At 70.5% G+C, this 21821-nt stretch carries 20 protein-coding genes and 2 pseudogenes; 11 read left to right on the top strand and 11 right to left on the bottom strand.

Annotated features, from left to right (window positions below; genetic code table 11):
• Window positions 1-313: 313 nt before the first annotated feature.
• From ACWGI6_RS10185 to ACWGI6_RS10200, 4 genes and pseudogenes are all read left to right on the top strand, one after another.
• The gene (locus ACWGI6_RS10185; RefSeq protein WP_453267061.1) at window positions 314-583 is read left to right on the top strand and encodes a hypothetical protein; all 270 of its coding nucleotides are present in this window, start codon (window positions 314-316) and stop codon (window positions 581-583) included.
• 68 nt (window positions 584-651) lie between these two features.
• Complete coding sequence (locus ACWGI6_RS10190; RefSeq protein ID WP_453267062.1) at window positions 652-885, top strand: hypothetical protein; 234 nt, start codon at window positions 652-654, stop codon at window positions 883-885.
• A gap of 446 nt (window positions 886-1331) precedes the next feature.
• Window positions 1332-1541: pseudogene (locus tag ACWGI6_RS10195) on the top strand (transposase); the annotation flags it as partial.
• Window positions 1541-1954 (top strand): cytidine deaminase family protein, encoded by a 414-nt coding sequence (locus ACWGI6_RS10200; protein WP_453267063.1) that lies wholly within the window; start codon window positions 1541-1543, stop codon window positions 1952-1954. The pseudogene ACWGI6_RS10195 and the gene ACWGI6_RS10200, both read left to right, overlap by 1 nt.
• Window positions 1955-2371: 417 nt before the next feature.
• Here ACWGI6_RS10200 and ACWGI6_RS10205 read toward each other — a convergent pair whose 3' ends face one another.
• A complete protein-coding gene (locus ACWGI6_RS10205; RefSeq protein ID WP_453267127.1) occupies window positions 2372-3823 on the bottom strand; it encodes an amidase in 1452 nt (483 codons plus the stop codon).
• A 367-nt stretch (window positions 3824-4190) separates the two neighbouring features.
• Window positions 4191-5102, bottom strand: coding sequence for a helix-turn-helix transcriptional regulator (locus tag ACWGI6_RS10210; protein ID WP_453267064.1), 912 nt, complete (start codon window positions 5100-5102; stop codon window positions 4191-4193).
• A 217-nt stretch (window positions 5103-5319) separates the two neighbouring features.
• On the opposite strand from ACWGI6_RS10210, the gene ACWGI6_RS10215 reads away from it, so the two are divergent.
• The 3 genes and pseudogenes from ACWGI6_RS10215 to ACWGI6_RS10225 all read left to right on the top strand — a co-directional run.
• Window positions 5320-6297 carry an aldo/keto reductase gene (locus ACWGI6_RS10215; RefSeq protein ID WP_453267065.1) on the top strand — a complete coding sequence of 326 codons (978 nt, stop codon included), beginning with the start codon at window positions 5320-5322 and terminating at the stop codon, window positions 6295-6297.
• Window positions 6298-6361: 64 nt separating this feature from the next.
• On the top strand, window positions 6362-7390 hold the full coding sequence (locus ACWGI6_RS10220) for an alcohol dehydrogenase catalytic domain-containing protein (protein WP_453267066.1): 1029 nt from the start codon (window positions 6362-6364) through the stop codon (window positions 7388-7390).
• Window positions 7391-7437: 47 nt separating this feature from the next.
• A pseudogene (locus ACWGI6_RS10225) lies at window positions 7438-7626 on the top strand (aldo/keto reductase); the annotation flags it as partial.
• Window positions 7627-7767: 141 nt separating this feature from the next.
• Here ACWGI6_RS10225 and ACWGI6_RS10230 read toward each other — a convergent pair.
• The 3 genes from ACWGI6_RS10230 to ACWGI6_RS10240 all read right to left on the bottom strand — a co-directional run bounded on the left by ACWGI6_RS10230 (window position 7768) and on the right by ACWGI6_RS10240 (window position 10654).
• Entirely contained in the window at window positions 7768-8463 is a 696-nt protein-coding gene (locus ACWGI6_RS10230) for a hypothetical protein (RefSeq protein ID WP_453267067.1), read from the bottom strand.
• A 265-nt stretch (window positions 8464-8728) separates the two neighbouring features.
• Window positions 8729-9667, bottom strand: a complete 939-nt coding sequence (locus ACWGI6_RS10235) for an SDR family oxidoreductase (RefSeq protein WP_453267068.1) — start codon at window positions 9665-9667, stop codon at window positions 8729-8731.
• A gap of 126 nt (window positions 9668-9793) precedes the next feature.
• A complete protein-coding gene (locus ACWGI6_RS10240; protein WP_453267069.1) occupies window positions 9794-10654 on the bottom strand; it encodes a hypothetical protein in 861 nt (286 codons plus the stop codon).
• A 237-nt stretch (window positions 10655-10891) separates the two neighbouring features.
• Between ACWGI6_RS10240 and ACWGI6_RS10245 the strand changes: the two genes are divergently transcribed.
• A complete protein-coding gene (locus tag ACWGI6_RS10245) occupies window positions 10892-11749 on the top strand; it encodes a hypothetical protein (RefSeq protein ID WP_453267070.1) in 858 nt (285 codons plus the stop codon).
• Window positions 11750-11910: 161 nt separating this feature from the next.
• On the opposite strand, the gene ACWGI6_RS10250 is transcribed toward ACWGI6_RS10245, so the two are convergent.
• The gene (locus ACWGI6_RS10250; RefSeq protein WP_453267071.1) at window positions 11911-12792 is read right to left on the bottom strand and encodes an SCO6745 family protein; all 882 of its coding nucleotides are present in this window, start codon (window positions 12790-12792) and stop codon (window positions 11911-11913) included.
• A 103-nt stretch (window positions 12793-12895) separates the two neighbouring features.
• Here ACWGI6_RS10250 and ACWGI6_RS10255 point away from each other — a divergent pair, with 103 nt between their 5' ends.
• Window positions 12896-13783, top strand: a complete 888-nt coding sequence (locus ACWGI6_RS10255) for a S41 family peptidase (RefSeq protein WP_453267072.1) — start codon at window positions 12896-12898, stop codon at window positions 13781-13783.
• 115 nt (window positions 13784-13898) lie between these two features.
• On the opposite strand, the gene ACWGI6_RS10260 is transcribed toward ACWGI6_RS10255, so the two are convergent.
• From ACWGI6_RS10260 to ACWGI6_RS10275, 4 genes are all read right to left on the bottom strand, one after another.
• Window positions 13899-14129 (bottom strand): hypothetical protein, encoded by a 231-nt coding sequence (locus ACWGI6_RS10260; protein ID WP_393905741.1) that lies wholly within the window; start codon window positions 14127-14129, stop codon window positions 13899-13901.
• A 2-nt stretch (window positions 14130-14131) separates the two neighbouring features.
• Complete coding sequence (locus ACWGI6_RS10265; RefSeq protein WP_453267073.1) at window positions 14132-14368, bottom strand: DUF6400 family protein; 237 nt, start codon at window positions 14366-14368, stop codon at window positions 14132-14134.
• 299 nt (window positions 14369-14667) lie between these two features.
• Entirely contained in the window at window positions 14668-15945 is a 1278-nt protein-coding gene (locus tag ACWGI6_RS10270; protein ID WP_453267074.1) for a PP2C family protein-serine/threonine phosphatase, read from the bottom strand.
• A gap of 44 nt (window positions 15946-15989) precedes the next feature.
• Window positions 15990-16694, bottom strand: coding sequence for a helix-turn-helix domain-containing protein (locus ACWGI6_RS10275; protein WP_453267075.1), 705 nt, complete (start codon window positions 16692-16694; stop codon window positions 15990-15992).
• Window positions 16695-16984: 290 nt separating this feature from the next.
• Here ACWGI6_RS10275 and ACWGI6_RS10280 point away from each other — a divergent pair, with 290 nt between their 5' ends.
• Both ACWGI6_RS10280 and ACWGI6_RS10285 read left to right on the top strand, forming a co-directional pair.
• Window positions 16985-18511: an APC family permease gene (locus ACWGI6_RS10280; protein ID WP_453267076.1), complete on the top strand. Its 1527-nt coding sequence runs from the start codon at window positions 16985-16987 to the stop codon at window positions 18509-18511.
• A 100-nt stretch (window positions 18512-18611) separates the two neighbouring features.
• Window positions 18612-20327, top strand: a complete 1716-nt coding sequence (locus ACWGI6_RS10285; RefSeq protein WP_453267077.1) for an amidohydrolase — start codon at window positions 18612-18614, stop codon at window positions 20325-20327.
• A 103-nt stretch (window positions 20328-20430) separates the two neighbouring features.
• On the opposite strand, the gene ACWGI6_RS10290 is transcribed toward ACWGI6_RS10285, so the two are convergent.
• The gene (locus ACWGI6_RS10290; RefSeq protein WP_453267078.1) at window positions 20431-21744 is read right to left on the bottom strand and encodes an ROK family transcriptional regulator; all 1314 of its coding nucleotides are present in this window, start codon (window positions 21742-21744) and stop codon (window positions 20431-20433) included.
• Between the last annotated feature and the right edge of the window lie 77 nt (window positions 21745-21821).

The raw sequence follows: 21821 nt of genomic DNA on the forward strand, positions 1-21821 counted from the left end.
AGTCCATGAGAGGCGAGCACCACTATCCATAACCGGGCCTGCCGTGCTCAGATTCCCGATTTCGCTGTGACATTCACCCGACCCCAGGTGCCTTCTCATCATGGCTCTCACCTGGGCATACTCCACGCCTGCCGCGTCTCAAGCCTCCACGGTGCGGGGGGTGTTGGGAAGGCGCGTCCATGATCGCTCAGTCTCTCGACGAGCAGTTCGCCGCCTCGTGATCCTCGCGGCGAAGCAAACCATGCGGCACACCGGCTTCACGTACTCACCCCTGATCTCGGAACGGCACGATCGACAGACATTGGAGTACAGGGTGAGTCAAGCCCCCACCACGTCAACCCACAGCACCGCTGGGGAAATCGGCGACGCGACCCCATCCTGGCTGGTACGGCGAGGGCTGCTGCTGGAGTCCGGCCCCCAACGGAAGCTGGCCCTCGCCGGCTTCGTCAAGCAGCTCGGCACCGCAGCCTTCCTGGCAACCGTGCCGCTGTACGCCCTTCGGGCGATCCACCTGTCCATCGGGCAGGTCGGCCTCGGCCTCAGTGTCGCGGGGGTGGTCGGTCTGATCGCCGGGATCCGGTAGGACATCTCGCCGACCGCCGCGGCCCGCGGGACATCTTTCTGATCACTCTGCTGATCCAGACCCTGTCCATGACGTCGCTGCTGTTCGCCCACTCGTTCCTGGCGTTCACGCTGGCCGTGGCCGTGACGGACCTCGCCGGTTCGTCCGGCGGTGCGGCTCGTGGCCCGATGATCCGGCGCTTCGGCGGTGACGAGGTGCCGAAGTTCCGCTCCTACCTGCGATCGGTGGCCATGCTCGCCGGCACGTTCGGCGCGCTGGCGGCCGGTGCGGTGGTGCAGATCGACAGCAACTTCGCCTACTGAGCCCTCATCTTGGCCAACGCGCTGACGTTCATCGGCAGTGCCGCCGTCCTGGTCAAGCTGCCGCAGCTGGAACCCCTGCCGTCCCCGCGCGAGGAAGGCCGGTGGATCGCGCTCAAGGACAAGCCGTACGTGGCGTTCGTCGTGCTCGACGGCATCATGTGGATCCAAATCGAGGTGCTGTCGTTCGCCCTGCCGCTGTGGGTGGTCCTGCACGCGGACGCACCACGGTGGTTCGTCGGTCTGGCAATCGCCGTCAACACCGTGATGGTGGTGTTCCTGCAGATCCGGACCAGTCGCGGGATCAAGGGCGGCACGGTCGCCGGCCGAGCCACCCGCCGCGCCGGGCTGGCGTTCCTGATCGGCATGGCCACCCCGCGCGCTGACATCGACTACCGCAACTCGCTCTCCTTACCGGCTGTAGGTGACGACCATGCCGAAAGATGGGCGTCGAATTCGCGTACGCCCCGACCAGCAGGTCCTGGCTCAACCGCGTCGACGCCCGGTTCACCTCCCAGCGCTACTTCGCGCTGGACGGTACTGACCACGCCGGCCACAAGGGGCAGGGCAGCATGATCCGTCGCTAGATCATCTGGCGGAACAAGCACACCGCCGAAATTGGCTTGCGCACCCTCGTCACGCGGGTCAACGTCGCCTGATGACTAGGCAGACCCCCCACGTCGACCACGAACTCATCCAGGCCGCGGCTCACGTCGCCCGCACTCGCTGCCGGGGCGACAACCACACCATGGCAGCCGCGGCCCGTGCCCAGGACGGCCGGATCGTCACCGCGGTGAACGCCTACCACTTCACGGGAGGCCCCTGCGCCGAGCTGGTCCTCATCGGCGCGGCAGCCACCCAGGGCGCCTACGAACTGGACACCATCGTCGCCGTGGGAGACCGCGACCGCGGAGTTGTTCCCCCGTGTGGCCGGTGCCGTCAGGTCCTCCTCGACTACTTCCCCACCCTCAAGGTCATCGTCGGCGAAGACGACCGCATCCGAACGGTCCTTATCACCGACTTGCTGCCCGAAAGCTACGTCTGGGCCGACCACCAGCTGGAGGACGAGTGAACCGCGCCACTCAGCACGGGCTGACACCGCCCGGCAACAGGGCGAACGTTGCCTGATGCGGCATTAGAGGGTGAGGACTGCCCTCGCCATGACACGGCAGCGGAGGAAAGGACACGGAGCCTGAAACCCTTCAATGGGATGTAGGGTCTCGCGCTCGGCCTCCTATGGCGGCTCTGTGACCTGTGCCTTCTGCGCTGTCTCAGGCTTCTTCATCGGTGGGCCCTCTCAACTCCACTGCGTTTACCCGTGGTTCGCCGGGCCACGGATGAAATTGCACGCCGCTGACCTGCCGCGACGACCTTCTGTCGTGTTGCGGGGGGCTGGTGCTATTCGCGTGCCGGGCAGCGGCTGTGCGCATTCGGAGGATCACGTCGTGATCGGCACCTCGCCCTCGACGGACACCCAGGTAGTTACGCCCTACTTCGGTGCCTGGAAGCCGCCGATCTTCTGCTCGAGCAGTTCGGCCAGCCGCAGCGGGGTGCGGTCCTCGAACATCGGACCGATGAGCTGCACTCCCACCGGCAGCCCCTCGGGGGACCGGCCCGCTGGTATGGCGGTGGCGGGTAGACCGGGCATGGTGGCCAGACCGGCCCAGACGAGCTGGTCGAGGTACGGGTACTCGACGCCGTCGATGTCGATGCGCCGTTCCAACAGATTGGGGGTGTGGTCGTGCGGGAACGCGGGCGTCGGCGTGATCGGGCACACCACGGCATCGAACTCGGCGAACAGCTGCCGCCAGCCGTGGCGGTGGAGTTCGCGACGGTTGTTCGCCTCAATCCAGTCGCCGTGGCTGAACACCGTGGCGCGCAGCCGGGCAGCGTCCAAGCTCTGGTCGTCCGCGCGCAGTCCGGCGGCGCGGGTCCGCAGCTGCTCGTGCGATTCGATGGGAAAACGCGCGGGGGAGCTCGAGATCAGCAATTGCGTGTAGAGCGTCGCGGCCTCGGTCAGGTCGGGCAGCAGCCGACTGCGCCGTTCGACGCGGGCGCCGCCGTCGACAAGCGCGGCGGCGACCCGGTTCACGCCCGCCCGCACGGCGGACCCGGTCGGAATGAGCGGATGCTCGTCGAGGACCAAGACCCGGAAGTCGCGGAGCCGCTCGTGGCGCGCGGGAGGCAGCGTCAAGTCGTACGCGACGCCGAGCGTCAGCGGGTCCGGCCCGGCCATGACGTCGAGCAGGAGCGTGAGGTCGCGGGCGGTGCGCGCCATCGGACCGACGACGGCGAGGTCGAGGTCGGACGGCAATGCCGGCGCGGGCGGCGGGACCATGCCGCGGTTGGCCGCCAGCCCGAGCGTCGGCTTGTGTGCGTAGACGCCGCAGAAATGTGCGGGGGTGCGCAATGAACCGGCGATGTCGGAGCCGATGGACAGCGCGCCGAATCCGGACGCCAGGGACGCCGCCGACCCGCCGGAGGACCCGCCCGCCGTGCGACCGTGATCCCACGGGTTGTTGGTGGTGCCGTAGATCTCGTTGAAGCTCTGTATATCTTGCAGCCCCAACGGCACATTGGTCTTACCGAGCACCACCGCGCCGGCAGCCTTGAGCCGCGACACCTGTACCGCGTCCTCGGGCGGCACATGGTTCCGGTACTGCGGCATGCCCCAGGTCGTGGGCAACCCGGCGATGTTGTAGGACTCTTTGACCGTCACCGGTATGCCGAGCAGCGGCCGGTCCTCACCCCGGGCGCGCGCCTGGTCGGCGCCGCGCGCGGCGGCCCGTGCACGGTCGAAGTCCGGCACACAGATCGCGTTGATCGCCTTGTCGACCCGCTTAATACGGGCGATCGCTTCGTCGGTCAGTTCCGCCGAGGTCACTTCACCGGCACGCAAGGCAGCCGCGAGTTTTTCGGCCGTCGGAAAATTCCACTTCATGAATCCGACCGTATCGGCCACTGGAAGGGGCCATGAAATGCCGCTTTGCACAACGGGGTTGGATGTCTCCATACTCACGATGTTTCTCTCCGGCCACAGACGATTCGCCTGACCGCAGGCGATGGCGACGCGCGGCGGTTTCGCCTCCGCCGGGACGGAGACCGACTGTCACGGTGGAGTTGACCACGCGCCCCCAACCCCACGTCATGGCCGTGTTACCCCGATGCCCGCCCACACCGCGGAGGAGGTCAGGTAACGGTTGCTGTCATCGAAAAGGCATTTCCACAGTGTGGTGGGTGACTGCATTCGTCGTGCGTGCGACGGACGAAGGCGTATGCCCTGCTACGCAATGTCACCGAGGCTCGCTTTACGGCTGCTGCTCAGGACCTCTTGAGGTGGCCGGTGTGGAAGTGTTCACCGGTCGAGGTGCGGTCAGATCGAGCAGGAGCAGGGCGTCGTGGTCGGGGGTTCCGGGTTCTGCGGTGTAGACGCCGATGCGCTGGCCGGGAGTGCCTTCCACGTGCAGTGACTGCGAGGTGAGGGTGACGGTGCCTACCTGGGGGTGGTGGAAGGTCTTGTGTGCGGGCTTGCGCCCGGTCACCTCGTAGCGTTCCCACAAGCCCGCGAACTCGGGGCTTTTGAGAAGCAGCTCGCCTACGAGGCTGGTGAGGTCAGGAGCGTCGGGGGCCGTTCCAGCGATAGCCCGCAGGCGGGCGACACACGCGGTGATCTGCCGGTCCCAGTCGACGAACAGATCACGGGCCGCGGGGTGCAGGAACAGATACCGGGCGAGATTCCGATGCTTGACAGGCCAGTCTTCCAGGCCCGCGTAGAGGGCGAGGCCGCCGGGGTTCCAGGCGAGCATGTCCATGCTGCGGCTGATCACGTAGGCCGGGTTCGGGCGCAGTGATTCGAGCAACAGCTTGAGGTGGGGGCGCACGGTGCGGCTGGGCGCGGGCGGCGGCTCGGGGACGTAGCGGGCGGCGCGGGCGGCGAGCTCGCGCAGGTGCTGGTGCTCTTGGTCGTCCATGTGCAGGGCGCGGGCGAGGGAGTCGAGGACGGCGGGGCTGGGGCGGGTCTCCTTGCCGCGTTCCAGGCGCACGTAGTAGTCGATGCTGATGCCGGCGAGGGTGGCCAGCTCCTCGCGGCGCAGGCCGGGGGTGCGCCGGATGCCGGCGCCGACGGTGAGGCCGACGTGTTCGGGGCTGGTCTGGGTGCGGCGGGCGCGCAGGTAGCGGCCCAGCTCGGCGCCCTCGCTGTGCGCGCTCTCGGATGCCATGACTCCAGTCTCACCCGCTGAGCATCCGCCACGCAGACGGGAGGGGGGCCCTGTCATTACCCCCGAAGAGCCCGCCCTGCCACATCGGCGTCTTCCGGGCGAAGGTGAAGGAGCAAGGTGCCGGTACCCCGGCCGCCGCAAGAACCATCCCAGGCGCGATCTGGCTGGTCAGGCGCGAGTGAGGGTGCCGAGCACGCCACGAATCGGAGAGGGCGAAATGCGCTACATCAAGTTGCGTGACCTGGAAGTCTCCCGGATCGGTCTCGGCGCGATGGGTATGTCCCACGGCTACACCGGCTCCGGCACGGACGAGGCGGAGTCGATCAGGACCGTACACCGGGCGCTGGAACTGGGCGTCACGCTCATCGACACCGCCGAGATCTACGGCCCTTACACCAACGAAGAGCTGCTGGGCCGGGCGCTGAAGGGACGCCGGGACCAGGTGGTGCTGGCCACGAAGTTCGGCCTGGTCTCCCATAGCGGTGAGGGGGCCTGGAACCTGGACTCCGGCCCGGCCAACGTCCGCGCCGCCGTCGAGGGCTCCCTGAAGCGGCTGGGCACCGATCACATCGACCTGTACTACCAGCACCGGGTGGACCCGAACACGCCGATCGAGGAGACCGCCGGCGCCGTCGCCGAGCTGATCGCCGAGGGCAAGGTGCGCGCCTTCGGTCTCTCGGAGGCCGGCCCGGACACGATCCGCCGCGCCCACGCCGTCCAGCCGGTCACCGCGGTGCAGTCGGAGTACTCCCTGTGGACGCGCGGGATCGAGGAGCGGATCCTGCCCGTCCTGCGGGAGCTGAACATCGGTCTGGTGCCGTTCTCGCCACTCGGACGCGGCTTCTTGACCGGCACCGTGCGCTCCACCGACCAGTTCGACGCATCCGACTTCCGGTGTGACAACCCCCGCTTCTCCGGTGAGAACTTCCAGCGCAACCTCACGATCGTCGACGAGGTGCAGGCCCTGGCCGTCGAGGTCGGCGCCACACCCGCGCAGGTGGCACTGGCCTGGCTGCTGTCCCAGGGCGACGACATCGCTCCGATCCCCGGCACCAAGCGGGTCAGCCGCGTGGAGGAGAACACCGCCGCTGACGCGATCACGCTGACCGGCGAGCAGCTCGACGCGTTGAGCAGCCTGCCGCCCGCCGCAGGCGACACCCACACCGAGGCGCAGGCACAGATGCTCGAACGCTGATCCTGCGCTTGCCGCCCCGCCGCTCGGCGCGGCGGCCGTCCCCCTGTTTGGAGTACCCCCTTTCATGCGTGCAGCAGTGATGTACGGAGCCGGAGACGTCCGCGTCGAGGACCGGCCCGACCCGAAGATCGTGAAGCCGACCGACGCCGTCGTGCGCACGGTCGCCTCGTGCGTGTGCGGCAGCGACCTGTGGCCGTACCAGTCGATGCCCGCCACCGACATCGGCCGCCCCATGGGCCACGAGTTCCTCGGCGTCGTCGAAGAAGCCGGCGCGGACGTGACCGGGCTGAAGGCGGGTGACCTGGTCGTCGCCCCGTTCACCTACAGCGACAACACCTGCGACTACTGCGTCAAGGGTCTGCACATCTCGTGCCGGAACGGCGGCCGGTACGGCGTCGACGGCGTCGACGGCGGCCAGGGGGAAGCCGTCCGCGTCCCGCATGCGGACGGCACCCTGGTCAGGCTGCCGGTGGCCGCCGACTCCGCGCTGCTGCCCTCCCTGCTGGCGCTGTCGGACGTGATGACCACCGGCCATCACGGCGCGGTCACCGCCGGCGTCGGCCGCGGCGATGCGGTGCTGGTCGTCGGCGACGGCGCGGTCGGCCTGTGCGCGGTGATCGCCGCCAAGAGGCGCGGCGCCGAGCGGATCCTGCTCGCGGGCCGGCATGAGGCACGCACCGGTCTGGGCCGCGAGTTCGGTGCCACCGATGTCGTCGCCGAGCGCGGCGAGGAGGGCATCGCCCGCGTCCACGAGCTGACCGGCGGCGTGGACAAGGTGATCGAGGCCGTCGGCACCCGCCAGGCCCTCGACACCGCCCTCGGCGCCGTCCTGGACGGCGGCGTCATCAGCCGCCTGGGCGTCCCGCAGTACGAGCAGGGACCGATCGGCCCCGCCGAGTTCCTGCGCAACATCACCCTGACCGGCGGCGCCAGCCCCGCCCGCGCCTACATCGGGCACCTGCTGCCCGACGTCCTGGACGGCACGATCGCCCCCGGCCGCGTCTTCGACCGGGACTTCACCCTCGACCGGACGCCGGAGGCCTACCGGGCCATGGCCGACCGCCAGGTCCTCAAGGCTCTCATCCGCCCCTGAACCCCCACCACTTCCGTAGCCGGCACACGGCGAAGGACACCCCGCTCATGCAGTTCGTCACCCTCAACAACGGCATCGATATGCCGCTCCTCGGCTTCGGCGTCTACCAGATCCCCGCCGAGGACACCGAACGCGCCGTCTCCGACGCGCTCGCCGCCGGCTACCGCCTGCTGGACACCGCCGCCGCCTACCACAACGAGGAAGCTGTCGGCCGCGCGATCAAGTCCAGCGGCATCGCGGCGGGGACGCTGTCGCCGGTTGTGGGGGAGACGGCGGGCTGGACAGCCCACATCGGGGTCGGCCGGCATCGAGGTGCTCACCCAGACCCAGAGGCCGTTTCCCCTGCGGACACCCCATGGCGCCGCGGGCGGCACGGGCTACTTGATGCCCTGCGCCCGGGCGTTGGCCAGCAGGGCCTTCAGGCCGGCGGTGTCGAAGCCCGTGAGACGGCCCATGCTCGCGGAGGTCCGGTAGCCGCCGTTGGGCGAGCACATGACCGGCGTGTTGCCGTAGCGGGTGGCCACGCACTCGCCGTCGACGGCCTTCCCGTCCTTGTTGAGATCCAGATTGGGGTGATCGAGACCCAGCGCGTGGAGCGGCTCATGCACCAGCGTGTTGCGCAGCTTGTACTCCGGCATCGGCCAGCTGCCGTCCCAGTACTCGGTGTCGATGGCGACGATTCCGCCGGTGCCGACGCCCTTGGGCGGGTGGGGACAGGGCATGGCCTGGCTGTAGCCGCCGCGGCCGAGCGGCCGGTACATCTCGGTGTACTGAATGTGCCCCACGGGACCGCACTTCGCCGGGTTGACGAACTCGACGCCGCCGATGACGAGCTTCACCCCGGCCGCCTTGACCTGGGACACGGCAGCCGTCAGGTAAGGCGTGTAGCGGGACTTCATGGCGGCCGTGGCAAACGTGATCGTGTACTGGCGGGACGGGCTGAGGCTGGTGACGCCGAGCCGGGTCGCGAGCTTCCAGCCGGAGCCCGTCGCGAGGAGCTCCGCCGGCCGGCCGGGCGCGGCCGTGAGCGCACACGCCGCGAGGGCCGCGGCTACGGCCAGGGTCTTACGCATGGGGATTCTCCTTATGCAGTTGTGGGGATAACGTGACGGTCCTTTCACGAGTCAGACTCATGAGCCGCGCAAATGGTTACATCGTCAACTTGATCATTTCGGCGGGAGTTGAACTCCGCACACAGGGCCGCGCACATCCACCGGCGCGGGGCGAGGTGAACACCGTCGTGCCGGCAGCGCCACCAGGACGGAGTCCTACGAGGCGGATCCTTGTTGCCGGGCCACGGAGGACCTGGCAACCGGCCGGCGACCTTGCGGGCAGCCGTCAGCGATAGCCCGTGTCATCGGCGGGAAGGCCCCGGTCCTGGACCTCGACGACGTAGCGCCAGCAGTCGGGGCGGGTGCCGTCGGTGTCGGTGAACCCGTAGAGGGGCGCGAGTTGGCCGCTGGAGACGACCGTGCCCGTCCAGCGCGCGACGTCCGGGTCGGCGGCGAGGGCGACCACCGCCCGCGCGACATAGCTCGGGGACTCCGCGATGCAGAAATGCGGCACGTTCACGGTCGCCTCCCGCCAGTTGTCCTCGGTCACCCCGAAGGCCTCGAGCATCTTCTCCGAGCGCAGCCAGCCCGGTGTCACGGCGACGGCGACGCCCTGGTGCGGGGCGAGTTCATGGCTCTGGGCCAGGGTCATCCGCTGTACGGCGGCCTTGACCAGGTCGTAGTAGAAGCCCTCGTGGTGACGGTAGGCGGCGTTGTACTCCGCGGTGCCGTCGGTCATCTCGATCACCAGCCCGCCGGGGCGGCGGATGAGCAGCGGCAGCGCGTGGTGGCTGGTGATCGCGTGGGTGTCGATGCCCATGCGCAGCATCCGCAGGCCGCCGGGGAGATCGTGCTCCCAGAGGGTGGTGCCGAACTGGGCGTATGCGTCGCCGCCGAAGATGTCGTTGACGAGGATGTCGAGGCGCCCGTGATCCCGCTCGATGCGCCGGACGAGGTCGCGGACCTGCTCGCTGTCGAGGTGATCCACCCGCAGGGCCGTGCCGGTGCCCCCGGCCGCGGTGATCAGTTCCCCGGTCTCCTCGATCGTCTCCGGCCGGTCGATCTCCGAGCGGCCCGCGGTCCGGCTGCTGCGTCCGGTGGCGTACACGGCGGCACCGGCGCGCGCGAGTTCCACCGCGATCGCGCGCCCGGCGCCTCGCGTGGCGCCGGCCACCAGCGCGACCTTCCCGTCCAGCGCACCGGCCCGCGCGTCATCCGTCGCCATGGCCTCGGGCTGCTCCCTTCTCCTCGTCCCCGCTCAGGAATCCGGGCGGGGACGCGTCGTCCCCCGCAGTGCCGGTGCCGGCCTGCGAGGCAGGGTACGTACGTCTCGCAAGTGAATCGTGCCGTGTCAGGAACTGAGGTGGTATTGGGCCCAGGGCTGGTGAGCCGGTGCGGAATCCTCGTGGGAGGGCGCGAGGGTCCCCCACGGGGCGAGAGCGTTGTCCCATTCCGAGGCCAGGGCGGCCATGTCCGGGACGGACTCCGTGGTCGGCATCGTGCCGGTGTGCCAGGCGGACGCCATCGGGTGTCCCGTGGGCGCGGCATTCCAGGCGGCCGTCTGCTGTGCGGGGATGGTGTATTCGGACTCGTGCACATCGCCGGGGCCGCGCCGATGGCGTCCCGCATGGTTCTCCGCCGGGCCGGGATAGAACCGCCCCTGGGCAGAGAGCTGTTGGGCGCGGGTGACCAGGCGGGTGAGGTCGAGCCCGAATTCGGCGGCAAGTTCGCGCAAGTCCACCCCGGTCTGCCAGCTGCCGATGAGTACGGCGTCCATCGCCGGGGACCAGGTCTGTTCCGCTGTCCCCGTGCCGCCGGCACCCTCGCGGGGCAGGCCGGTGGGGCGCGTTCCGGCAGTCGGGTTCTGGTGGGAATATTCGGCGGCGGGATCGGGGCCTGGCGAGGCCTCCTCCGCCTCCCGCGGTGGCGCGGCGGACGTGGTGGCCGCCAGCAGCTCCTCGGCGACGGCGCGGGCGTCGTCCTTGCCCACCGTGCGCCGGGCGATCCGTACTTCCCGCTCATTCAAACCGAACAGACCGGCCACCGCGCCGGTACTGCCCACCGTTACCGCAAATGCCGCCAGTACGCGTGACCGGTCGGCCTGCGCCTCGTCAAGTCTGGCCTGCGCCTCGCGCACACGCTCATCGCCCAGACAAAACGCTTCTGCCAGCACGGCGTTGCGGTCCCACAACTCTCTAGGATCCATACCCATTCAACGGCTCTTGGGCAGAGGTGTCCCGATCTGGTTCAGCAAAGCACCCCAAAGCACCCATCGAACCACCAGATGAAAATCACTCCGGTGCGCGGCCCTTGATCGCCCTCAGCGTGGTCTGGATGTCATATTCCCTGGTCACACGTCCGCGTAAATAAGCAACGCGGATTGTCGGTGCCGTGGGCTACTGTCATGATCGATGACATTTTCATAGTTCCATGTGTTCTTGGGGGGGCCATGACTCATTTTTCCCGTACCTCGTTCCGCGTCGCAGGGACGCTGCTCACCGGAGCCGTGCTGTGCGGCACGGCGGCCTGCACGGCGTCCGGCGGCCGCACCGCCGCGTCGGGGAGCATCAACGCCACGCCGGTCGCCGCGGTGCAGAAGGCCGTCAACAAGGGCGCCAAGCTCAACTCCGTCTCGTACCGGCTCTCCGGCCGGATCCCGGGCCAGGGGACGGTCGACGGCAAGGTGTCGTTCAGCATCCGCCCGCGCGCCATCGATATGCGGATGAAGGCCTCCGGAGGCAAGGAGGAGGGCGAGTTCTCGGTGCGGCTCGTCGGGGACGCGGTGTATCTCGGCGGGGGCGGGAAAGCGGCGGCCGCCATGGACGGCAAGCACTGGATCAAGTTCGCCATGAAGGGCAAGGGGGCCGGCGGCCTCGGGGGGATGCAGCGGCAGGCCGACCAGGATCCGGCGGCGCAGGCGTCCTTGCTCCCCCAGTCCGACGACGTCAAGAAGGTCGGCGAGGAGACCGTCGACGGGGTGCGGACGACGCACTATGCCGGCGTGGTCGAGGTGGCGGACCTGCTGAACAAGCGGGCCGCCAAGGGCGCGCTGGATACCGAGCGCCGCAAGAAGGTGATCGAGCAGTACGAGCAGCTCGGGGTGAGCAAGCTCAACCTCGACATGTGGGTCGGTCCCGGCGACCGCACCGTGAAGTTCCGTGAGCGTGCGCAGGCGGCCCAGGGCCCGCTGGACGTGACCATACGGTTCTTCGACGTCAACAAGCCGGTCACGGTCCAGGCGCCGCCCGCTTCCGACACGGTGGATCTGGCGCAGAAGCTCAAGGAGGCCGGAAAGCGGCTGGGTTAGGACGCGTCCTCCGGATCGGCCCGGAGCGGGCCGCGGCGTCCGGTGCGGTGGACCGCACGGCCGAGCTTCAGCCGCGTACGGGGCGGACTCGGGTGAGGCGACAACGGGGCGAGGTGCCGTGCCGGGCGCCGCGGCCCCGGGGGGACTCCATCGATGTGGTCCTACCGGGGGTTGGCGCCGCGCGGCGCGGGCTCATCGAGGTGCGGCAGACCGATCGGGTTGGGGAAAGGCAGCACATCCGCGGCCAGGAGGCGCCGGACCAGGGGTTCCAGCGCATGCAGCATCCGGTCCGTCTCCGCCTCGGGCAGCGGGTCCAGAAGCCGTCCGGCCAACCGGTCGGTCGCCTCCTCGATGCGCTCCCGTTCCTGCCGGCCGTGTTCGGTCGCGTCGCCCTGTGCGTCCACGAGGCCACGGGCGCGCAGCCGGTCCGCCGCGGCGGCCCAGTCCTCCTCGCTCCAGCCGCGGTCCTGCCGCATGGTGTCCCTGGGGACGCGGCCCGATGCGGCGGCCAGGACCAGGGCCTCGCAACCGTCGAGACCCTCGTCGGCGAGCACGGTGAGATGTGCATCGCCCCTGAACTCCCGTACGGTGGTGACCAGTTGCCACAGGCGCTCGACAGGGTCGGCGTGGTCGCAGAGCACCCGGTTGGCGGCGAACAGGGGGCGGGCGATGGCCGGTGCCTCGTCGACGATCGTCTGGAGCGGGGGCAGCACTTCGGCCGCGGTGCGCTCCAGCTCGGGGTCGATCCCGCGCAGTGCATGAGCCGCACGGCTGCCGCGCTCGTCGAGGACATGTGCCGGACTGACGACGCTCCAGGCCGCGGGCAGCGCGCGGGCCACCATCCCCGGGGCGAACACCCCGAGTACGGCCGTGGCGGCCGCGGGTTCCACGGCTCCCAAGGGCGCCGTGCGGGAGGCGAAATACCCCATCCAGAAGCCCTTGAGGCCGAGGTCCTTGCCCAGACCACGGCACTCGTCGTCGAAGTAGAAGACCGCATGCAGCGGCTCGGTCAACAGCCAAAGCGATCGTGCGTGCGGCTCCATGAACCGCACGCTACCGCCGCCGGGCGCACCGCACCGCAGCGCAGCGCGAAGACACCCGCACCGGCACCCTCGGCGCACCGACCCGAAGCGAGGATCAGCAGTGATGCCCGACAACGCAGAGATCATCAACAGTGCCCTCGACCGGATAATGGCGGGCTATGTCTTCCCCCAGCGCGCCGCGGAGGCCGACCGGGCGGTCCGCGCACGGCTGGCGGCCGGTGAGTACGACGCCCTGAGCGGTGCCGCGTTCTGCGCGGCGGTGACCGCGCATCTGCAGGAGGCCTGCCCGGACAGACACCTCAGGCTGTTGTGGCAGGACGAGCCCCGGTCCGCCGAGCCCGCGGACGACACGGGCCGGGCAGCCTTCCTCGCGCTGATGCGGGCCGAGAACCAGGGGATCCGCCGCTCCGAGCAGCTCGACGGCAATATCGGCTATCTGGACGTGCGGTGGATACCCGACGCCGGCCAGGGCGCCCGCGCGATCGGTGCGGCCATGGAGCTCGTCACGCACACCCGGGCTCTCCTTCTCGATCTGCGGGAGTGCCGCGGCGGCTCGCCCGCGGGCGCCGCGATGTGGTGCAGCTATTTCTTCCCCGACGACGAGGTGCACCTCAACGACTTCTTCGAGCGCTCCACCGGCTCCACCCGGCAGTACTGGACCCTCCCGTATCTGCCCGCGCCGCGCTATCTCGACCGTCCGCTGTATGTGCTCACCAGCGCCACCACCTTCTCGGGCGGCGAGGACGTGGCGTACACGCTGCAGGCGCACGGGCGCGCCGAGGTGATCGGTGAGGTGACCGGAGGCGGTGCGCACCCCACCGCCCGCCATCCGGTGACGGAACACATCACGGTCACCGTTCCGACGGCCCGCACCGTCAATTCCGTCACGGGCACCAACTGGGAGGGCGTCGGGGTGCAGCCGGACCGTGCCGTACCGGCTGACAAGGCGCTGGAGACGGCGTACGGGGAGGCCAGGGAGCGGCCGATGTAGCGGGCGAGCGACGGTGGGGAGCGATGCGCCGCGCCGGGGGCGGCCGATGCCGGTTCCGTACGCGTCGGCGGTCCGGCGGCGGGGGCCGTGGCCGGGTCGGTAGCCGGGGGCGGCGTCAGCCGTCGGTGCGGCCGCCCGCTCCGAAGCCCGACTGCCAGGCCCACAGGTGGGTGCAGTTGGGGCACTGCAGATGCAGCACGCTGCCCTTGTTCGACAGGAGGTAGCGCCAGTGGTCGCCGCAGGTGCGGCCGTCGAGGCAGGTCGCGCAGTCCTGGTGGTCCTGGCAGCCGGGGCACGGGACCCAGGCGCGGCGGCCGATATCGGCGGTGGGGTCGAGCGGCAGCATGCTCAGGCCTGCCCGGAGGCCGGCAGCACGTCGGCGGCGACCAGCATGTCGTAGGTGGCCTGCTGCTCCGCGTCCAGGCCCGAGTAGAGGAGCCGGTACGCCTCGTCCTCGCCCTCCATCACCGCGATGGGGTCCCAGGTGTCACCCAGCGCCGCGACGACCTCGGCCCGCCGCCGGGCTTCGTGAGCGACGAGGTCGAGCTCGAATATCTGGTGGTCAGAGGTGTTGCGGTCGTTCATGGTGCGCGTCCTGTGCCACTTGCGGATGATGCGGACGTGTCTATCAAGCGGCGCGGCATTGAGGAAGCGTCAGACGGAGGGCGGCGGACCGGGGGGCCGGCAGACGGAAGGGCCGATAACTCAGTGCGATGCGGTGAATCGCAAGAGAAGCGGAGAAAAGGGAATTTACGAGCAGAATGCGGCGTGAGCTATGCCCGATATTGCCGGGAATCTTAAGTGTGACGGAATTCATCCCTGAGATATCGGATCGTCCCTGCAGTCAGGTCCGCTGCCCTGTAGTCAGCTCCGCTGCCCGGTAGTCAGGCCGCCGGCCCCCCGGTGGGCTGTGGTCGGCCGGACAGGCGCCGCACCGCGACCGCGGCGGCGTCGTCGCCGAGCCGGCCGTTCGTGTGCGCGAGCAGGTCAGCGCGCAGCCGGCGCAGAACCTGCTGCGGGCTGCCGTTGTTCCAGGCGCCGGCGCGCTCGACAAGGGGGTAGAAGGTGCCCTTGTCGTCACGGGCCTCGCTCACCCCGTCCGTGTAGAGCAGCAGCACATCTCCTGGCTCGAAGGGGAAGGTCTCGACCTCGTAGTCCGGGGCGCCTGCCAGGCCTCCGAGGCCGATCGGCAGCGCGGTCCGCTCGCCCCACAAGGGGATGGCGCGTCCGTCGCGCAGCAGCAGCGGAGGCGGGTGACCGCAGTTGATGATGCGCAGCACGGGCAACTGGTCGGGGATGTCCAGCAGCGCGACGGTCGCGAAGGTCTCGTCGTTGTCGACGACGGGGGCGAGGCCGGCAGCCGGAGCGGCGGGAAGGGAGCCGGCATCCTTGCCGGGGTCGGGAGCCAGGTCGGGGGCGGGGTCCGGGTCGGGGGCGGGGTCCGGGTCGGGGGCCGCCTCCGTCTCGGTCTCGGCGCCCGGCACGTCGTACCACTGGCTGCTGTCCCAGCGGACGGCGCCGTCGAGATGGACGGCCAGTCTGGGCAGGGTGGCCTGGCGGTGGGCGGCCGCCCGGAAGGCGCCGAGGATGAGGGCGGTGTGACCGTAGGCGGGCAGCCCTTTGCCCCGGACATCGCCGATGATCAGCCGGGTACTGGTGGTGGTGCGCGCCGCCGCGAACAGATCACCGCCCATCCCCGCCTCCTCCTCGGCCGGGAGGTAGAGGGAGGCGATCTCCAGCGCGCCACTGCGCGCGGGCAGCGGCCGGAGCAGCACCTGCTGGGCGACCGCGGCCACCGAGCGGCTCTGTGTCAGCCGGCGCTCATTGCGCTCCCGTACGACGGTGAGGAGCACGACCAGCCCGGAGACGACCACCAGCGCGGCGATCTGGGCCTGCAGATTCCCGGTGAACAGCACCTGGCGCGCGATGCCGATGAATACCTGCGCGGCTACCGCCAGCGCACCGATCGCCGCCGTCAGGCGCGGCCCGGCGAAGGCCGCGGTGATCGCGGGAGCCGCGACGAGAAGCGGCCCCAGATGGATGTCGGGCGGCGCGAGAACATCGATCACGCAGACCGCCGCGATGAGCCCGATCGGGATCAGCACCAGGACGTGGCTCAGTTCCCGCCGTCCGCGTAGCTGCATCCGCTGTGGAAGGGGCATGCCTCATGTTTGCACCCGGTGGAACGAAATGCCTGGCTCGCCCGTCACCGCTCCCGCTCGCCCGCCTCCCGTCGCAGGGCCGCAATGAGCAGATCGAGCGCGGGCTCGACGGCCGAGCCCGCCATGAGCGGAAGGTGCTCGCGTACGCGGTGGAGGCTGGGGAAGTCCTCCGCGGGCAGACCGGCGTACTCCTCCTGCCAGGCCTGCTCGTCCGCCGCGCGCTGGGCGGGAGCCAGCCGCAGTACGCCGGCGTCCAGGGCCGCGTGACCGAGGGCGGTGTCGACGAGTGCGTGGTAGTGGCGGACGGCGGCGGCCTCGTCGAACCCGGCCTGGAGCAGCAGGCCGATGCCCGTGTCGACCGCGTGCTGCTCATGGGGCCGACCCGTGACCCGGACGGTGCTGAAGACGGCGATCTGCGGGTGGCGCAGCGCGGAACGGTAGGCCCGCAGCCCGAAGTCGCGCAGGTCGGCGGCCCAGTCGCCGGTGGGAGCGAAGCCGGTCATCGACTCGCCGATGAGACGGTCGGCGAGCGCCAGCAGTAGATCTTCGGTGTTGCGGAAGTAGCGGTAGACGGCCGACGGATCGGCGCCGAGAGCCGCGCCGAGTTTGCGCACGGTGAAGGCCTGCGCCCCCTGGGCGTCGATCAGTTCACATGCGGCGTCGACGATGAGGTCGGCCGACAGGACCACGCCTGAACTGGTCGGCCGACGCCGCTTGCGCTCCACCGGGACGCGCTCGCTCTCCGTCACGCCGAACCCCTCCGCTTCGCTCCGCCCCGGCCCCCCGGGCCCTCTCGGGATCAGTTAACCACCAGGTTACGTCAACACCGTTGACACAAGGGGGAAGGGGCTGTTTCATCGGCGGACATACACGGATCACCGCGGTGCCACATCCCGCACCACTCCCCTTCCGTACGACGCAGCCGTCCCGCGACCCCGGGCCCGACCCGCGCCGCCCTGCCCCGCCGCCCCACCCGCACCTCCCCGTCACCCTGGCCCGGCCGAGACCGGTCCGGCCCGCCGTCCAAGGAGTGAGTGCCATGCCTTCCGCAGTGCAGCAGGACCCCGGCCCGGCGAGAATGCGTCGCTCGCTGGGGGTGAAGGACGGGGTGGCGATCGCCGCGTCGAGCACCGCCGCGACCACCAGCATCGGCATCGGAATGGGCACGCTGGCCGCCTACACCGGGCGGCAGACGCCCGCCCTGTTGCTGCTGGCCTTCGTGCCCATCCTCGGCATCGCGCTGTCGTACGCCCGGCTCAACCGCACCGAGCCGAACTGTGGCAGCGGCTACACCTGGGTGGGCCGGTCCATCGGCCCCTGGCCCGGATTCCTGACCGGGTGGGTGGTGCTGGTCGGAAACGTGATCTTCATGGCATACACGGGTGCGGTGACCGGCTCCGTCGTGCTCCAGTTCCTCAACAAGATGGGCCTGCGCAGCGTATGGGGGCTCCAGCTGGACCCGGCCTCGACGGGCATCAGCACCGCCGTCGGTCTGGGCGCGCTGGTCGTCGTCACGGTCACCGCGATCACGGGCGTGCGGGCCGCGACCCGGCTGCAGATGTGGCTGCTGATCTTCGAGTACACGGTCCTGCTGCTCTTCTGCGGCTACGCCCTCTTCACGGGTGACCAGCCGTTCTCGCTGTCCTGGCTCAACCCCTTCGAGATCTCCTCACCCCAGGCACTGGCCCAGGGGATGGTGCTGGCGGTGTTCTTCTACTGGGGCTGGGACGCCGCGTTCAGTGTCAACGAGGAGACCCGCAGCGCCACCGACGCGGCCCGCGGCGGACTGATCGCACTGGTGGCGATGCTGGGGCTGTTCCTCGTCGGAGCGCTCGCCTTCCAGCGGGTGATGAGCACGGGCGAACTCATCCACAACGGGCCGCAGGCGCTCACCTTCCTCGGCCGCGAGCTGGCGCCGGAACCCTGGGCCTCCCTGCCCCTGGCCGCCCTGATGTGCTCGGCCTTCGCCTCGCTCCAGTCCAGCGTCATCCCCACCGCCCGCGGCACGCTGGCGATGGCCCGCGACCGCACGCTGGGCCCGGTGTGGCAGCGGGTGCACCCGCGCTACGGCTCCCCCGCCGTGGGCACCCTCGTGATCATGGCGCTCGCCGCGCTGCTCGCCGTGCTCGCGGTCGGCATCCCCAAGCTCAACGACATGATCCTCACCGCCGTCAACTCGATCGGTCTGACCGTGGCCCTCTACTACGGACTCACCGCGCTCGCCTGCGCGGTGCGCTTCCGCGACAGCCTGCGCAGCGGAGCGGTGCGCGCGCTGCGGGACGTGGTCGTCCCGGCGATGAGCGCGCTGGCGCTGTTCGGGCTCGGCATCTACCTCGTCTGGGACTACGCGACCATGAGCGACCACTTCGAGGCGAGCCCGGACAACGGCTGGTTCATGCTGCTGCTGCCCGCGCTGTTCATCCTGCTGGGTCTGGCCACCGCCGCCTGGGCCAAGTGGGTACGCCGCGCTCCGTACTTCCGCACCGGCCGGGGGACGGATGCCGATGCGATCAGCCTGCCGATGGACGCGGAGGCCGCCGCCCTCCCCAGCCCGTCGGAGGGCTGACCGTACGCCCGAGCCGCCCTCCCCTTTCCCGTACGACACCGACACCGACACCGACGCCGGACACCCGGCACACCCGCAACACGCCTGGAGCGACTGCCCTATGGATCTCAGCACCGCCGTGGACCCCGAGCCGAATCCGGACGCCGCCCCCCGTGGCACCACCGGTGACGGCACCGCCGACCTCGTCTTCCTCTCCGGCCCCGTGCACACCGTCGACCCCGCGCGCACCCGGGCGAGCGCGGTGGCGGTACGCGGTGACCGCATCGTCGCCGTCGGACACGACGCGGAGGTCCGCGAGCTGATCGGGCCCGCCACAGAGGTCGTCGATCTGCACGGCAAGCTGCTCATCCCCGGTTTCCAGGACGCCCATGTCCATCCGGTCGGCGGCGGGCTGGAGTTGGCGCTGTGCGATCTGAGCGCGGCGGTCACCGCTGAGGCGTACCGCGAGCTGATCAGCGCGTATGCGGCAGCGCATCCGGAGGCAGCGTGGATCACGGGTGGCGGCTGGTCCCTGGAGGCGTTCCCCGGCGGCATGCCGACCCGGGAGTTCCTGGACGCCCTCGTGCCCGACCGCCCGGTGTTCCTCGTCAACCGCGATCACCACGGTGGCTGGGCCAACTCCTGCGCCCTGGAACGGGCCGGGGTCACCTCCCGGACACCGGATCCGGCCGACGGGCGCATCGAACGGGACGCCGGCGGCCGCCCGACCGGCATGCTGCAGGAGGGGGCCATGCAGCTGGTGTCCGACCTGATCCCGGAAGCGACGCTCGCCGAACAGACCGCCGGCCTGCTCAGGGCGCAGCGTCTGCTCCACGGCTACGGGGTGACCGCCTGGCAGGACGCGATGCTGGGCCGCGGCCCCGGAACGGTCGAGTCCATCCCGGCGTATGCGGCCGCCCGGCGCGACGGGACGCTCACCGCACGGGTCACCGGGGCGCTCTGGTGGGACCGGTCGCGCGGGGCCGAGCAGATCCCCGAACTCCTCGCCCTGCGCGAGGAGTTGACGGGCGGGCGGCTGAGGGCGACCAGCATCAAGATCATGCAGGACGGCATCGCCGAGAACCACACGGCCGCCATGCTCAGCCCCTACCTCACCGCCTGCGGCTGTGCCTCCGACAACAGCGGCATCTCGTTCATCGACCCCGCGGACCTGCGGAGTTATGTCACCCTGCTGGACGCGGAAGGCTTCCAGGTGCACTTCCACGCCCTGGGCGACCGGGCCGTACGCGAGGCGCTGGACGCGGTCGAGGCGGCCCGGCGGGCGAACGGCCGGCGCGACACCCGGCCGCACCTCGCCCATCTCCAGGTGGTCCACCCCGACGACGTCCCGCGCTTCCGCCGGCTGGGTGCGACGGCGAACATCCAGGCGCTCTGGGCGGCCCACGAGCCGCAGATGGACGAGCTGACCATCCCCTTCCTGGGCCCCCAACGGGCCGCCTGGCAGTACCCGTTCGGAGATCTGCTGCGCTCGGGCGCCACCCTCGCGGCGGGCAGCGACTGGCCGGTCAGCTCCCCCGACCCGATCGCCGCCCTGCATGTCGCGGTCAACCGCCGCGCGCCGGACGGCCCGCCCTCGGCGCCGGTCTTCCTCCCCGAGCAGCGCATCGACCTGGGCTCGGCGCTCGCCGCGTACACGGCCGGCAGCGCCTACGCCAACCACCTCGACGACACCGGCACCATCCAGCCCGGCAAGCTGGCCGACCTGGTCGTCCTCGACCGTGACCCCTTCGACGGCGCCGACGAGGAGATCGCCGCGACCCGCGTGCTGCAGACGTTCGTCGGGGGGCGCCGGGTGTACGCGGCCGAGGACGCCTGAGGGGACAGCGCAGGGCCCGCCCGTCGGCGGGAGCGGCCGGCTGCGGCGCGTTCCCGCCGACGGGCTCGGGCCTCCCGCGCGGGCGCCGCACCACCACGCCGCTTCACCCACCCCGCCCCAACGGCACGGTGCGCCCTCGCGGCGCCGCGGCCCGCTCCTCCGGCGTGCGGGCCGATGCGGCGCGCCGCCCCCCGTGGGCGAAGAAGTCCGCCAGCGGCAGCGTCGCCGCGCCGACCGTGACGGCGTCGGGACCGAGCATGCCGAGGCCGATGGTGACGCGGCCGGCGGGGTGCGCGAGGGAGTAGGCGGTGGCGTAGGCGCGGACGGCGGGCAGGATGTGCGGGCCCAGCTGGAGACCGGCCCAGCCGCCGATGAGGACACGTTCGGGGCTGAAGAGGTTGATCAGGTCGGAGATGCCGGCGCCGAGGTACTCCGCGGTCTCGTCCAGGACGGAGCACGCGACCGGATCGGCGGCGGCACTGCCGTCCCGCGGGTGGGCGGCGGCGATCAGGGCCGTGACCACCGTCTCCTCGTCGGCGTCCGCGGGCAGTTGCCCGCCCGCCTCCTGCCAGCGCTGCACCAGCGCCTCCGACCCGGCGTACGCCTCCAGACAGCCGCGGGCACCGCAACGGCAGCGCCGGCCGCGGACGCTGACCGTCAGATGCCCCCATTCGCCCGCACTGTCCCGTGCGCCGCCGTCGATGATGCCGTCGGTCACGATGCAGGCACCGACGCCGGAGCCGAAGAGCACGATGACCGCGTCCTTGGTGCCGCGGCCGCCGCCGAACCACATCTCCGCCTGGCCGAGCGCCTTGGCTCCGTTGCTGAGGAAGAAGCCCACACCGGCGGGGAGTTCGACGGCGTCCCGCAGCAGCTCCTCCAGGGGTACGGCGTCCCAGCCGATGGTCTGGCCGTGCACGACCGCACCACCGGCCCCGCCCCGTTCCAGGATGCCCGGGACGCCGACGCCGATGCCGAGCAGCCGGCCGGGGGCCGTACCGCTCTCCCGCAGCACGGTGGCGATGCCGTCGGAGATATGGCGAACGATCAGATGCACGTCGTAGCCGTCATGGGTCAACGGGAGTTCCGAACGGGCCAGTTCGGTCATCGTGAGGTCGAAGAGCTCGACCCTGACCCGGGTCTCGCCGACGTCCACACCGATCAGGCAGCCGCTCGACGGGGCCACCCGGATCAGGGTGCGCGGCCGGCCGCCGTCGGATTCGACCACACCGGCCTCCTCCAGCAGTCCGTCCTCGGTGAGTTCGGCGACCACGTTGCTGACGGAGCCTGAACTGAGGCCTGTTGCGGGCACGAGCTCCTGCCGACTCATGGGACCGTCGAAATACAGCCGTTCCAGAACTGCGGTGCGATTGGCTCTCCGCAGGTCACGCACGGTCCGTTGGGGACGCTCGACCATCTGGTTCCCTTCCCGCCCGCAACCCGGCGGCGTCCGATCCCTTGACGCACCCTTCTCTCGGGCCTTAACTCACATCC

It is taken from the genome of Streptomyces sp. NPDC054786 (assembly GCF_053611685.1).